Annotated in this window: 9 protein-coding genes and 2 tRNA genes; 5 read left to right on the forward strand and 6 right to left on the reverse strand. The window is 68.4% G+C overall.

Annotated elements, in window-relative coordinates; all coding sequences use genetic code 11:
* The 3 genes from BM249_RS22155 to BM249_RS14545 form a co-directional block, all read right to left on the reverse strand.
* The coding region (locus BM249_RS22155; protein ID WP_280142681.1) for a flagellin hook IN motif-containing protein at positions 1-1,271 on the reverse strand (1,271 nt) is incomplete at its 3' end.
* A gap of 646 nt (positions 1,272-1,917) precedes the next feature.
* Entirely contained in the window at positions 1,918-2,655 is a 738-nt protein-coding gene (locus tag BM249_RS14540; protein ID WP_091973055.1) for a NepR family anti-sigma factor, read from the reverse strand.
* Positions 2,656-2,884: 229 nt separating this feature from the next.
* Entirely contained in the window at positions 2,885-3,691 is an 807-nt protein-coding gene (locus tag BM249_RS14545; protein WP_091973058.1) for a class II glutamine amidotransferase, read from the reverse strand.
* A 183-nt stretch (positions 3,692-3,874) separates the two neighbouring features.
* Between BM249_RS14545 and map the strand changes: the two genes are divergently transcribed.
* From map to BM249_RS14570, 5 genes are all read left to right on the forward strand, one after another.
* A complete protein-coding gene (map, locus tag BM249_RS14550; protein ID WP_091973061.1) occupies positions 3,875-4,624 on the forward strand; it encodes a type I methionyl aminopeptidase in 750 nt (249 codons plus the stop codon).
* 137 nt (positions 4,625-4,761) lie between these two features.
* Positions 4,762-5,940, forward strand: coding sequence for a L,D-transpeptidase family protein (locus tag BM249_RS14555; protein WP_091973064.1), 1,179 nt, complete (start codon positions 4,762-4,764; stop codon positions 5,938-5,940).
* 212 nt (positions 5,941-6,152) lie between these two features.
* On the forward strand, positions 6,153-7,091 hold the full coding sequence (locus BM249_RS14560; RefSeq protein ID WP_091973067.1) for an MBL fold metallo-hydrolase: 939 nt from the start codon (positions 6,153-6,155) through the stop codon (positions 7,089-7,091).
* Positions 7,092-7,219: 128 nt separating this feature from the next.
* Positions 7,220-7,296 (forward strand) — tRNA-Arg (locus BM249_RS14565).
* Positions 7,297-7,367: 71 nt separating this feature from the next.
* A tRNA-Arg gene (locus BM249_RS14570) sits at positions 7,368-7,444 on the forward strand.
* 157 nt (positions 7,445-7,601) lie between these two features.
* Here the strand turns inward: BM249_RS14570 and BM249_RS14575 are convergent.
* The 3 genes from BM249_RS14575 to BM249_RS14585 all read right to left on the reverse strand — a co-directional run bounded on the left by BM249_RS14575 (position 7,602) and on the right by BM249_RS14585 (position 12,837).
* Positions 7,602-7,844 (reverse strand): hypothetical protein, encoded by a 243-nt coding sequence (locus tag BM249_RS14575; protein ID WP_091973070.1) that lies wholly within the window; start codon positions 7,842-7,844, stop codon positions 7,602-7,604.
* A 251-nt stretch (positions 7,845-8,095) separates the two neighbouring features.
* Positions 8,096-9,907 carry a methanol/ethanol family PQQ-dependent dehydrogenase gene (locus tag BM249_RS14580; protein WP_091973073.1) on the reverse strand — a complete coding sequence of 604 codons (1,812 nt, stop codon included), beginning with the start codon at positions 9,905-9,907 and terminating at the stop codon, positions 8,096-8,098.
* Between the two features lie 236 nt (positions 9,908-10,143).
* Positions 10,144-12,837 carry an MGH1-like glycoside hydrolase domain-containing protein gene (locus BM249_RS14585; RefSeq protein WP_177232425.1) on the reverse strand — a complete coding sequence of 898 codons (2,694 nt, stop codon included), beginning with the start codon at positions 12,835-12,837 and terminating at the stop codon, positions 10,144-10,146.
* Positions 12,838-13,205: the final 368 nt, after the last annotated feature.

The following is a 13,205-nucleotide window of genomic DNA, read 5'->3' on the forward strand; positions in this document are numbered from 1 at the left end:
TTGCCGACGCTGTAGCCGAGGTTGGACACCAGGGCGGTGGCGGTGGAGCCGTTGCCGAGGGTGATGCCGGTGCTCGAATCGGCGGCCGTGAAGTTGAACTTCCGGTTCGTCGCGTCGAACGTGGCCGAGACCGTGCCGTTGGTGGCGACGGTGACCTTCTGGGCGAGCGAGGTCAGGGTCTCGCCGGCGGCCACGCTCACCGACTGGCCGTTCACCGTGAAGCTGTCGCCGGCGGTGAAGCCGAGGGAGATCGCCAGGGTGGTGTCCGTCGGGTGGAAGGTTCCGGGGCTGTTGGAGATAAGGTTGGCGAAGCCGGCCTGGTTGCCCGTGCCGCTCCTGAGGGTGAGTTTACCGCCGTCGGCGGGGCCCGTCAGGCGGATGCTGTTACCGGCATTCGTCGCCGTGACGCCGGTGATCGAGGTGTAAGCGTTGATGGCGGCCATGGCCTGGGCCATGGTCGAGCCGGTGGCGATGGCGATGTCGGTGCCGTTGATGGTGACGTTGGTGGAAGCGGCACCGGCGCCATTGTCCGTGAGGTTCGTCGCGGGGTTGAAGCCCGTCTCAGTGCTGGAGGCGCTGTAGGTGAACTGAGCGCCGTCGTTGCCGCCCGTCAGGGTGATCCTGTTGCCGGCGTACGATGCGGTCACGCCGGTGATGGCGCTCTGCTGGTTGATCTTGCCCACGGCCACGTCGATCGTATCCCCGCCGGCGAGGTTGATGACCTTGCCGTTGAGCGTCACCGTCCGGTCGACTGTCAGGGTTGTGAAGGTGCCCGGAGCGGTCGCACTCGCAACGCCATTGCCATAAGCGGGGCCGGCCTGGGCTACCGCGGCGACGGCGGTCCCGGCGACGCCGAGAGCGGTGTCGGAAACGGCCTGGGTCGGGCCGGTGGAGAGCAGGTTGGAGGCGGTGGCGCCGGTCAGGGCGACGGAGGTGTTGGTCGCCTTGGTGGAGAAGGCGTTCGCGGAGGACAGGGCCTGCTGGGCGACGGACTTCAGCTGGTCGGTGAGACCCTGCAGCTTGGTCAGGCCGGTGTTGGCGGTCTGGATCGCCTGGATGCCGTTGGAGATGCCGTCGAGCAGCTTCGAGAGGCCGGCCGAGCGGCTCGACAGGCTGTCGGCCGTAAAGAAGTTGGTCGGGTTGTCGAGGGCCGAGTTGACCTTCTTGTTGGTGGCGAGGCGGTTCTGGGTCGTGGCGAGGAGGTCGGCCGTGCCCTGCAGCGAGAGCAGGTTCGCGCGGGTGGCGGCCGAGAGGGTGATGCCGGTGGACATAGTGCTCGATCCGTTCTGATCGTTACGCTCCGTTTTTGGAGCGCACGGACATTACACGTCGTTCAGTCAAGAAAAAGTTAGACGGAATGTCCGACTTGGCGGCTGTTGCTTTAATCTATATCCCAATTTGGGACAGAGAATCCTTCGCGTCTCTTGTTGTTGGCTGTCATAGATTTGTTATGATTGCAGTTTCCAGTCTCAATCGTGTGTTATGCGCCTCGAGGGTTGGTAAAAATAGGCTTTAAGTTATGATTTCGGCGTGCTTTCTCGTGACAGGATTTCACTATTCTGAAGAGATCTACGTTCTGGATTGGATAGGCTAGTCCGCCTTTCGCGGGATGCCGATCTGCGGCGAGCGGCTCATGCAATCGCCTCGTCTTCCCAGAGAAAGGGCCGGACTTGCGACGGGCTGCCCCGATCCACGGCGTCCGCTTGATGAAGGCGGGCACTGGATCAGCCCGCGCGGCGCATGCGCGAAGCCGAACGCCGCCATTCCGAAAGCATCAAACGAAGTTCGGATGCGAGCCTCGCGACTGCGACCGGTGCCGTTTCGGCTTCCCAGCGCGCGGAACGGTCGATCCCCCCTTCGCATCCCCGTGCCGCGGCGGTGGATCGACCGTTCGCAGGCCCCGATTCGGACCCGGCCTCACACGTCCTTCGGCATCGCCGACTGGATCAGGCGATCGGAGGACAGGTCCTCCTCGTCGTAGCCCAGGAGCTCGGCCAAGCGCCCGCGAGCGCGGCTGACGCGGCTCTTCACCGTGCCGACCTTGCAGCCCATGATGGAGGCGGCCTCCTCGTAGGACACCCCCTCGGCGCCCACGAGGATCAGGGCCTCGCGCTGGTCCGGCGGGAGCTTGGCCAGAGCCGTCTGCAAATCCTCGACGTCGAGGCGGTCGCCCTGATGCGGGGCCGTGGCGAGGCGGGCGGCATAGGAGCCGTCCTGGTCCTCGACCTCGCGCACGCGCTTGCGGTGGTCCGAGTAGAAGATGTTGCGCAGGATCGTGAACAGCCACGCATTGAGGTTGGTGCCCGGCTGGAACCGGGCGCGGTGCTGCCAGCCCTTCAGCAGCGTATCCTGCACCAGATCGTCGGAACGGGCCGGATTGCTCGTCAGGGATAGGGCGAAGGCGCGCAGGGACGGCACGGCGGCCAGCAGACCGTTGCGGAACTCGGGCTCGATGGCCTCGCCGCGCGCCTTCAGGGCCGCTTCGAGTTGCGCGATGAGTTCGGCGAAGCGGCTCGGCTGCTCCTCCGTGGGCAGGCGGTCGTAGACCGTGCGCAGGTGCTCGCCCAGATGCGTCCGGATGTTGGACGACAGGTTGGGCCTCGCATCCGCCGGTGCGTCGAGGGTGGGGGCAGTCTCGGTCGCGTCGCGGGTCATGGCTCTCGGTGGTCTGATCGATCGCGGGGGGGCATCCGGCGCGGGGCGGCGCGCGACACCCATCTTGGTCCGCCTTGTAGCGCATCCCGACCGGGCACGCATCCCGGCCCAGGTTTCCGTAAGGATTTCGTGAAACGATCCCAAGAAAACGGGCCTCGAACGGCGGGCCTTGGAGAGGATGCCGGGCGCCGCCCGCCCCCCGCCGAAGGAAACCCCTCGGAATCCCGGATCAGCCCTCGCAGGGAGGCGCCACCTTCCGGCCGGTGGGCGTGAGGACGTGCACGGCGCCGTCCCGCAGGACCAGGACGTGCCCGCGCTCCACGTCGGTCCAGCACTCGTCGCGGGTCAGCGCCTTGGTGGCGATCACCGTCACCACGTCGTCGGCGCCCGTCTCCTGGGCGAAATCCACCCGCCAATCCTCGTCCACCAGGGTGGCGGTGCCGAAGGGCGCGCGGCGGGTGAGGTAGCACAGGCGCTTACCGCAATGGGCGTAGAGGGTGCGGCTGTCCGAGAGCAGCATGTTGAACACCCCCAGGGTGTTGAGTTCGGCGCACAGATCCGCCACCGCCCGGTCGAGGCGGGTCGGGCTCGGCAGGTCGCGCCAGCGCTCCTGCAACTGGTCGAGCATCCAGCAGAAGGCGTGCTCGCTGTCCGTGGAGCCCACCGGCTTGAACCAGGCCAGCGGCCACTTCTTCACGCCCTTGAGTTGGCCATTGTGCGCGAAGGTCCAGCGCCGGCCCCACAATTCCCGGCTGAACGGGTGGGTGTTCTCGAGGTTGACCCGGCCGCGATTGGCCTTGCGCACATGCGCGATGACGATGCGGCTCTTGATCGGCATCCGCCGCAGGAGACGGGCCAGCTCCGACTGGGCGCTCGGCTCCGGCTCGTGGAAGGCGCGCGCGCCCCGGCCCTCGTAGAAGGCGATGCCCCAGCCGTCGGCGTGCGGGCCGGTCTCGCCGCCGCGCCGCGCCAGGGCGGCGAAGGAGAACCGGATGTCGGTGGGCACGTTCGCGCTCATGCCGAGCAGTTCGCACATGGATGTTTTGGGCTTCTTGCGGACGGGGTGGGCGGGAAACCCGTCGTGGCGCGAACCGGTTGCGCGGTCCAGCCCCTTTCGGTCGGCACGGGCTTTGCCGGTGGCTTCCCGAATGGCAGAACCGGGGTTTCCCATCCCGCGCGCACGGACCCCTGTAACGGACCCTCGGAACGGACCCTTGGCATGACGGTGTCGAACGACGACGACTTGGCGGCCCTGAAGCGCATCGGCCGCATCGTCGCCGAAACCCTGGAGGCCATGGGCCGGGCCATCGAGCCCGGCATGACCACCCGCGAACTCGACGGGATCGGCCGCGCCCACCTCGATGCCGCCGGGGCCCGCCCGGCCCCGGAACTCGCCTACAATTTTCCCGGCGCCACCTGCATCAGCATCAACGAGGAGATCGCCCACGGAATTCCGGGGGACCGCCGCATCCGGCCCGGCGACCTCGTCAACATCGACGTCTCGGCCGAGAAGGACGGGTTCTTCTCCGATACCGGCGCGTCGTTTCCCGTGCCGCCGGTGACGCGGGCCGTGGCGCGCCTGTGCCGCGACGGGCGCCGCGCCCTGTGGGTGGGCCTGCGCGAGGTCGGCGCGGACCGGCCGCTCTCCGGCATCGGCCGGGCGGTGGGCGCCTTCGCGAAAAAGAACGGCTACACCCTCGTGCGCAACCTCGCGAGCCACGGCGTCGGCCTGTCCCTGCACGAGGAGCCGAAGGAGATCGCCACCTGGCCCGACGCCTCCGAGCGCCGGATCATGCGGGAGGGGCTGGTCTTCACCGTCGAGCCGTTCCTGTCGCTCGGCGCCGATTTCGCCGACGACGGCGACGACCCCTGGACCCTCTACAGCCGCCCCCGCGCCCTCACGGTGCAGTACGAGCACACCATCGTGGCCACCCGCAACGGCCCCCTGATTCTCTCGACGGCGGGGTGAGGGCAAGACCTCCAGAAGAAGACCTCCGGATCCAGGGGCGAATGCCCCTATTGCGGCCCCAATGCCGTGCGATACCCATGACCACGCTCGCACTCGCACGGCATCCGCGCCGGACGGGGTGCCCTTTCCAGGCCCGCATGGTCTCGTCCCTCCGCACCCACCTCCTGGCCGTTCTCCTCGCGGGCGGCCTCGCCGCGCCCGTGCGCGCCGAGGCGGGCAAGGCCCTCGCGCCGATCCCGGCCGCCACCCTGGCCCTGATGCACGCCAAGGGCACCACGGCCGCGGCACCGGTGCTGTTTCGCGCCTACAAGAAGGAGAGCGAGATCGAGGTGTGGAAGCGGGCCGCCTCCGGCCGCTTCGTCCACGTGAAGACGTTCCCGATCTGCCGCTGGTCGGGCCAGCTCGGGCCGAAGAAGAAGACCGGCGACCGCCAGACCCCGGAGGGATTCTACACCGTCGCCCGGCGGCAGATGAACCCGAATTCGAGCTATTACCTCTCGTTCGACGTCGGCTACCCCAACGCCTACGACCGCGCCCACGGCTCCACCGGCTCGGCCGTGATGGTGCACGGCGTGTGCTCGTCCATGGGCTGCTTCGCCATGACCGATGCCGTGGTGGGCGAGATCTACGCCATCGCCCGTGAGGCCTTCGCCGGGGGGCAGGCGGCGTTCCAGTTCCAATCCTACCCGTTCCGGATGACGGCTCAGAACATGGCCCGCCACCGCACCGACCCGAACATCGACTTCTGGCGCCAGTTGAAAGCCGGCTCCGACCGGTTCGAGGCGTTGGGCGAGGAGCCCGTGGTGAGCGTGGTCGCGGGCCGCTACAGTTTCGCGCCGGACAAGGACCCCGCCCGCGAGGCCCGCGTCGCCGCCTACCGGGCCGACGAGGAGGCCAAGATCGCGCAGGCGGTGGAGTACGGGAGTGCCGCCGTGCGCACCACCTATTCCGATGGCGGCCAGCACGCCTTCTGGGCCGCCTTCGCGGCCAAGGGCGGGTCGCTCGGCGAGGTCAGCCGGCCCGAGGCCCTGGCCTATGCGGGGCAGGAGGTGGTGGTAATTCCGGCCCGGCCCCGGCCGCTCCCCGTCGCCGAGGCCGTGTGGTCGCGCTGGGTCGGGCCGGAGCTACGCCTCGCCTTCGCGCGCTCGGCCCATCTGTCGCAGGCGCCCGACACCCGCTTCGCCCCGCTGCTGACCGCCTATGCCGACAGCCTGCCGCGCCTCGTCCGCGCCGAACTCACCCAGGCCCCGTCGCGCCTCCCCATCGGCGAGGAGCCGGCCTTGGCGGCGGAGGCCGGTCGTCTCGCCCATCGATGACCCGGGGACGGGACGCCCGGGGCCGTGACCACGCCGAGCGTTCCCACGAGACCATGTGCGGCCCCGCACATCGGTGGCGGGAGGGGCTGACTACCTCAGACTCGTTCAAGACAATTCCTGTCACACTGCCGGCCGCCGGTGCGACCGAAAGCGGATGCGCGCGGCGAGAGGCCCCGGACCCCACGGAGGCCGGGCCGATTGGTAAGCGAACCATGACACTCCCGATCCGGTCGCCCGATGCCCTCACCCTCCGCTTCTGGGGCGTGCGCGGCTCCACTCCGGTCAGCGGACCGGACTACGTCGAGTTCGGCGGCGCGACCCCCTGCATGGAAATCCGCTGCGGCGGACGGTTGTTCCTCCTCGATGCGGGCTCGGGCCTCAATGCCTGCGGCCGGCACCACCGGGAGGCTTCGCCCCAGGGGTGCCTCACCCAGGATGGCCTGCCCCAGGACATCGACCTGCTGCTGAGCCACCTCCACCTCGATCACACCGCCGGCCTGCCGTTCTTCAAACCCGTGGTGCTCGACCCCAAACGCACCATCAACACCTGGTGCGGCAACCTCGACGGGCAAAGCGCCGAAGCCGCCTTCGACCGATTGTTCTCGCCGCCCCTGTTTCCCGTCAGCCTCGACGTCCTGCCCTGCAGCCTCGTCCACCACGGCTTCCGGGCCGGCGAGACCCTGACCTTCGCCGACGGCGTGCGGGTCGACACCATCCTGCTCAATCACCCCCAGGGTTCGGTGGGCTACCGCTTCGACCATGCCGGCCGGCGCCTGTGCGTGATCAGCGACATCGAGCATTCCGATCCCTGGCCCGATCCGGCCCTCCGCGACTTCGTGCGCGGCGCCGACCTCATGGTCTATGACGGCATGTTCACGGAGGGCGAGTATCCGGTCTGCCGGGGCTGGGGCCACTCGACCTGGCAGAAGGGCGTGGAACTCGCCGAGGCCGCCGGCGTCGCCGCCCTGGCGATCACCCATCTCCATCCCTGCCACACGGACGACACCCTGCGCCGGATCGAGGGCGAGATGCAGGCGCGGATGCCGGCGGCCTACATCGCCCGCGAGCGCCAGGAGGTCGTCCTCGCCCCCCGCCCGGCCCGCGGCGGCCACGCCCGCACCGCGCCCCTTCCGGCCCTGGCCCTTCCCTGAACCCTCCGTCGCTTTGCCCGCAAAACTTGGCGCGCAAAACTTGGCGGAAAGGGGTTGCCAGCCCGAAACGGACCTTTTAGACACCTGCTCACGGCCGGCGCGTCTCACCGAGACATCCGGCCCGGCACGCGCCCGTAGCTCAGCTGGATAGAGCATCAGACTACGAATCTGAGGGTCAGAGGTTCGAATCCTTTCGGGCGCGCCATTCCAACCACCTCATCCGCCATCACAGGTGGGTCAGGTGTCATACATCCACGCCTGCATGGCGGTGGATCGGCGCCCGTAGCTCAGCTGGATAGAGCATCAGACTACGAATCTGAGGGTCAGAGGTTCGAATCCTTTCGGGCGCGCCATTCGGTTCAGGAAACCGACCCCTTCACCGGTCGCGGTGACGGTCCCCCCTTCGACATTTTCAGCGATATTGGCCCGCTTCGGCGGTCGTGAGGGCTTGTCCCCATCCTCGAATGCCTGCTGCGGCTCTTCGCCCCGAGTGTGGGCGAGCGGCCGATCTCAGGATCGGGGCGGACGCTTGTCGCCCGTCGCGTGGCGGGGGCGCGCCTTGGCGTGCTGCTTCGTCCGGATCGCGGGGGCGACGGCACCGCCGCGTTGCGTCCAGTAGTCGTTCCCCGTGAGGCCGAAGGACCCGCCCTGCACCACGCCGGGGGCGTCGGGGATGCCGCCGAAGAGATCGAGCGGTCCCGCCGAAGCGGCGGTCGCGGAGGAGAGCAGGACGGCAACGAGCAGGGAGCGCATGGGGCCAGTCTATCCGCCCCATGCTGGACGGAAGCTTAACGCCCCCGTGGCCCGTGCCGTCGCTCCGAGGCCGGGCCGGGCATTGGACCACCGCCACGAAGGCTCGCGGCGGCGGTCCCTGGCTTCTCACGCGCACCGATCCGGGGTGGGAGCCGTCGGGTCGGTGTGCGTGTCTCTCGCGAACCCCCCCCCGCCGCGCCGTCGTCTTCCGGGCGAGGGTCCTCCAGGGGCGGGGGGCGCGAGAGGCGCGCTTACTCCGGCAGGGCGAAGACGGTGAGCTGGCCGCCGAGGTTGGTGTATTGCGACAGGGCCGTGTAGCCGCCGACGGCGCCGAGACCGGCATTCGGGTCGGTCAGGCCGGCCGCGAGGCCGATGCCGGCCCAGCCGCCGACACCCGACAGGACGCCCACGTATTGCTTGCCCTTGTGCTGGTAGGTCATCACGTTGCCGATGATGCCCGACGGGGTCTTGAACTTGTAGAGTTCCTTGCCGGTCTTGGCATCGACGGCCTTCAGGTAACCTTCGAGGGTGCCGTAGAACACCACGTCGCCGGCGGTGGCCAGCGCCCCCGACCACACCGAGAACTGCTCGGGGTTCGACCAGACGATCTTGCCCTTGAGGTTGTCCCAGGCCGTGAACTGGCCCATGCCGCCGTGGCTGTAGGGGGCCGGGTACATGGCCAGGGTCGCGCCGACATAGGGCTGTCCCGTCGTGTAGGACACCCGGAACGGCTCGTAATCCATGCAGACGTGGTTGCCCGGGACATAGAACAGGCCGGTCCTCGGTGAGAACGCCGCAGGCTGCTGGTCCTTGCTGCCGAGGGAGGCCGGACAGATGCCCTTGGAGTTCGTGTCCTCGCCGTTCTGCTCGGTCGAATAGCGCTCGACGACCATCGGGCGACCGTAGGTCTTCGAGCCCTTGTCCATGTCGATCTTGGAGGCCCAGTTCACCACGGGATCGTACTTCTCGGCGACCAGAAGCTCGCCGGTGGCGCGATCGAGGGTGTAGGCGAAGCCGTTGCGGTCGAAGTGGGTCAGGAGCGCACGCTCCTTGCCGTCGACCTTCTGATCCGTGAGGATCATCTCGTTAATGCCGTCGTAATCCCACTCGTCGTGGGGGGTCATCTGGTAGACCCACTTGGCCATGCCGGTGTCGGGGTTACGCGCCCAGATGGTCATGGACCACTTGTTGTCGCCCGGCCGCTGAACCGGGTTCCAGGTCGAGGGGTTGCCCGAGCCGTAATACATCAGGTCGAGTTTGGGATCGTAGGAGAACCAGCCCCAGGTGCAGCCGCCACCGGTCTTCCACTGGTCGCCTTCCCAGGTCTTGATCGAGGAATCCTTGCCGATCGGCTTGCCGAGGGCCGTGGTCTGTTCCGGATCGACCAGCAGGTCCTTGTCGGGGCCGACGGAGTAGCCGCGCCACACCTTCTTGCCGGTCTTGGAATCGTAGGCGGTCACGTGGCAGCGGGCACCGTATTCGCCGCCCGCGACGCCGACGACGATCTTGTCCTTCACGGGCAGGACGGTGGCGGTGTTGGTCTCGCCCGCCTTGGGGTCGCCGTTGACGACGGACCAGTTCACCTTGCCCGACTTGGCGTCGAGGGAGACGACGGTGGTGTCGGCCTGGTGGAGGATGATGGCGCCGTCGGCATAGGCGAGGCCACGGTTGACCGTGTCGCAGCACATGACCGGGATCACCGACGGGTCCTGCTTCGGCTCGTACTTCCAGACGATCACGCCGTCCTTGTCGAGGTCGAGGGCGTAGACGATGTTCGGGAAGGGGGTGTGGACGTACATCATGTTGCCGACGACGAGGGGCGACCCCTCGTGACCGCGCAGAACGCCCGTCGAGAACGTCCAGGCCACCTGAAGCTGCTTGACGTTGCCGGCGTTGATCTGGTCCAGCTTGGAATAGCGGGTGTTGCCGTAATCGACGGTCTGGAGCACCTGCTCGGCCGGGTTGGCCGTGTGCTGCAGGACATCGTCATTGGCCTGGACGGCCGTCGGGCCGAGCAGGGACAGGCCCCCCATGATGGGACCAAGGACGTAGGCTGACTTCATCGCTCACTTCTCGCAGTCAGGTTGGGCGCCCGGAGCGTCGTCCAACCGAAGACAGCCTATGCTATCGGTCGATCCGTGAAGATATCCTCAATGAATATTTATAAAAAAGGAAATCAAGTACCTATTCGACCAAAAACCAACGACTAGTTCGAATGATGATTTGTATTATAATGCCTGACCGCCCCGATGATTGAATAAGGAGAGCGCCCCGGTGGTCGACCGGGCCGTTCCCGTCGTCACGGCAACGCCTCGTCCGGAGCCCCGGGCCGGCGCGCCCGGTGGTGGAGGAGGTTGAGGACGAGGGCGGTCCAGCCGGTCTGGTGCGAGGCGCCGAGACCCCGGCCGGTGTCGCCGTCGAAGAACTCGTGGAACAGCAGGGCGTCGTCCTCGCCCGGCGCCGTGGGGATCGGTTCGCGGGTCCCGAAGATCGGGCGGCGCCCATCCGCGTCCTTGGCGAACAGCCCGATGAGGCGGTCTTCCAGGGCATCGGCGATGGCCGCCAGCGTCAGGGAGGTGCCCGAACCCGTGGGATACTCCACCACGAAGTCGTCGCCGTAATAGGTGTGGAAGCGGCGAAGCGCCTCGACGATGAGGTAGTTCAGCGGCATCCACACGGGGCCGCGCCAGTTCGAATTGCCGCCGAACATGTTCGAGGTCGAATCCGCCGGGTCGTAGCGCACGGTGAACCGGGCGCCGAACTCGTCGAGCGCGTAGGGGTGCTCCAGATGCGCCCGGGACAGGGAGCGGATGCCGTGGTCGGAGAGGAACTCGGCCTCGTCGAGCATCCGCCGCAGCAGCGCCTTCATGCGGTGGCCGCGCAGGAGCGACAGGAGCTTGCGGTCGCCCACCCCGCCCTCGGTCCAGCGCGAGACGAGGCAGGCCAGATGCGGCCGGTGCTCCAGCACCCAGTTCATCCGCCGGGAGAAATCGGGCAGACGCTGGAGCACGGAGGGCTCGATCACCTCCACGGCGAAGAGCGGCACGAGGCCGACGACGGAGCGCACCCGTAACGGGAGCATGCCGCCGCCCGGAATATCGACCTCGTCGTAGTAGAACTCGTCCTCCTCGTCCCAGAGGCCGAAGCCCTCGCCGCCGCCCTCGCCGCCCATGTCGGTCATGGCCTCGGCGATGAGGAGGAAATGCTCGAAGAACTTCGAGGCGGTGCTCTCGTAGACGTCGTTGTGCAACGCCAGTTCGAGGGCGATGCGCATCATGTTGAGGGCGTACATCGCCATCCAGGCGGTGCCGTCGGCCTGGTGGATGCGGCCGAAGCCCGGGGGCGGGCGCGAGCGGTCGAACACCCCGACATTGTCGAGGCCGAGGAAGCCGCCCTGGAACACGTTGCGGCCGTCGGCGTCCTTGCGGTTCACCCACCAGGTGAAGTTGATGAGGAGCTTGTGAAACACGCCCTCCAGGAAGGCGAGGTCGCCGCGCCCGCCGCGCCGGTCGCGGTCGATCTCGAACACCCGGTAGGCCGCCCAGGCATGGACCGGCGGGTTGGCGTCGCCGAACTCCCACTCGTAGGCGGGCAGCTGGCCGTTGGGGTGCATGTACCATTCGCGGGTGAGCAGCAGCAGCTGGCGTTTCGCAAAATCCGGATCCAGGAGGGCGAGCGGCAGGCACTGGAACGCGAGATCCCAGGCGGCGAACCAGGGATATTCCCAGGTGTCCGGCATGGAGAGCACGTCGGCCGCCGCGAAGTGGCGCCATTGGGTGTTGCGGCCGCCGTCGCGCTCCCCCGGCGGCGTCGGCTGCAGGGGATCGCCCTTGAGCCACAGGCGCACGTCGTAGGTGTAGAGTTGCTTCGACCAGATCAGCCCGGCGGCGGCCTGCCGGAAGATCGACCGCGCGTCCGGATCGCGGATGCCGTCCTGGAGGCCGTCGTAGAAGGCGTTCGCCTCGGCGATGCGGCGGTGCAGGATGGCGCCCTCGCGGTCGACGGGGCGCGGGCGCCGGCCGGCGGCGAGGCGTAGGGAAACGCGGCGGGTCTCGCCGGGGGCGAGGCGGCAGGCATAGTGCAGGCCGAGCTTGGTGCCGCCGTCGCGCCGGATGGCGGATTCGTCGCCGTTCACGATGGCCGCGTGGAGACCGTCCTTGAACGGACCGGGCGCTTCGGGCTGCCAGCCGTGCAGGCGCAGATTGGTGTCGTTCTCGCAGAACAGCACCTCGGGCGCCCCGTCGAAGGTGAGGCGGTAGGGGCCGAGGCGCGGATGCGCGCAGGCGACGGCGCCGTCGTCGCCGATCTCCAGGCGCGGGCGCTCCGTCTCCTTCCACGACCAGGTGTTGCGGAACCAGAGTTGCGGCACGAGGTGGAGATCGGCCGCCTCGGGGCCGCGATTCACCGCCGTGATGGTGGCGTGGATGTCGTCGGCATCCTCCTTGGCGTATTCCACCGTGATGTCGAAGAACCGCATCCCGTCGAAGACGCCCGTGTCCTCGATCTCGTATTCGGGCTCGTCGCGGCCCCGGCGGCGGCCCTCCGCCACGAGCTCCGCATAGGGAAACGCCGCCTGCGGATAGCGGTAGAGCATCTTGAGGTAGGCGTGGCTCGGGACCGCGTCGAGGTAGTGGTAGACCTCCTTCACGTCCTCGCCGTGGTTGCCCTCCGCGTTGGTGAGGCCGAACAGGCGCTCCTTCAGGATGTGGTCGCGCCCGTTCCACAGGGCCAGCGACAGGCACAGGTGTCCGCGCTCGTCGCAGAGTCCGGCCAGCCCATCCTCGCCCCAGCGATAGGCGCGCGAGCGAGCCTCGTCATGGGGCAGGGAGCGCCACGCATCGCCGTCGCGGCTGTAATCCTCGCGCACGGTGCCCCATTGCCGCTCGGCGAGATACGGCCCCCACAGGGACCAGGGCCGCTCGCCCCGCGCCTGCTCGGCGAGGCGCCGGCGCTCGGCCCAGTCGTCGAGTTCGCTCACCGCTGCGCCCCGCATGGCGGGGTCGCCCCGCGCAGCGACATGGCCGTCCGGGCGGGGCGGCGGGGGGCCGGGCGGGTCGGGTGAGGATCGGTCATGGGCGGTGCGGACCGGCGATCGGGGAGCGGGTTGGGAAAGGATGCACGATCGGCGCCAAGCCGGGCCGTCCGCGACGGCCACGCTTGGTGCGGTCCCATGCGCTTCTCCCGAAATGGCGGGCGATTGCAAGGCGGGCCGCCGGGACGACACGCGCGCGCGCCGCGCATGGGTCGGGGCCGGGCCGCCGCCGTCAGGCGGCACCGAAACCTTGTTCCGGCTCAGTCCAAAAATATCGTCGGGAGCCGATGCATTCGGGCGACGTTCTCTGCCCGAACGGCCCGAGGAAG

The sequence above is a fragment of the Methylobacterium gossipiicola genome (assembly GCF_900113485.1).
Classification (GTDB): domain Bacteria; phylum Pseudomonadota; class Alphaproteobacteria; order Rhizobiales; family Beijerinckiaceae; genus Methylobacterium; species Methylobacterium gossipiicola.

What these genes read in the sequence shown, in the direction of transcription:
- BM249_RS14540 (WP_091973055.1), bottom strand. Translation starts at nt 2,655, where the DNA reads ATGACCCGCGACGCGACCGAGACTGCCCCCACCCTCGACGCACCGGCG.
- BM249_RS14545 (WP_091973058.1), bottom strand. Translation starts at nt 3,691, where the DNA reads ATGTGCGAACTGCTCGGCATGAGCGCGAACGTGCCCACCGACATCCGG.
- map (WP_091973061.1), top strand. Translation starts at nt 3,875, where the DNA reads ATGACGGTGTCGAACGACGACGACTTGGCGGCCCTGAAGCGCATCGGC.
- BM249_RS14555 (WP_091973064.1), top strand. Translation starts at nt 4,762, where the DNA reads ATGGTCTCGTCCCTCCGCACCCACCTCCTGGCCGTTCTCCTCGCGGGC.
- BM249_RS14560 (WP_091973067.1), top strand. Translation starts at nt 6,153, where the DNA reads ATGACACTCCCGATCCGGTCGCCCGATGCCCTCACCCTCCGCTTCTGG.
- BM249_RS14575 (WP_091973070.1), bottom strand. Translation starts at nt 7,844, where the DNA reads ATGCGCTCCCTGCTCGTTGCCGTCCTGCTCTCCTCCGCGACCGCCGCT.
- BM249_RS14580 (WP_091973073.1), bottom strand. Translation starts at nt 9,907, where the DNA reads ATGAAGTCAGCCTACGTCCTTGGTCCCATCATGGGGGGCCTGTCCCTG.
- BM249_RS14585 (WP_177232425.1), bottom strand. Translation starts at nt 12,837, where the DNA reads ATGCGGGGCGCAGCGGTGAGCGAACTCGACGACTGGGCCGAGCGCCGG.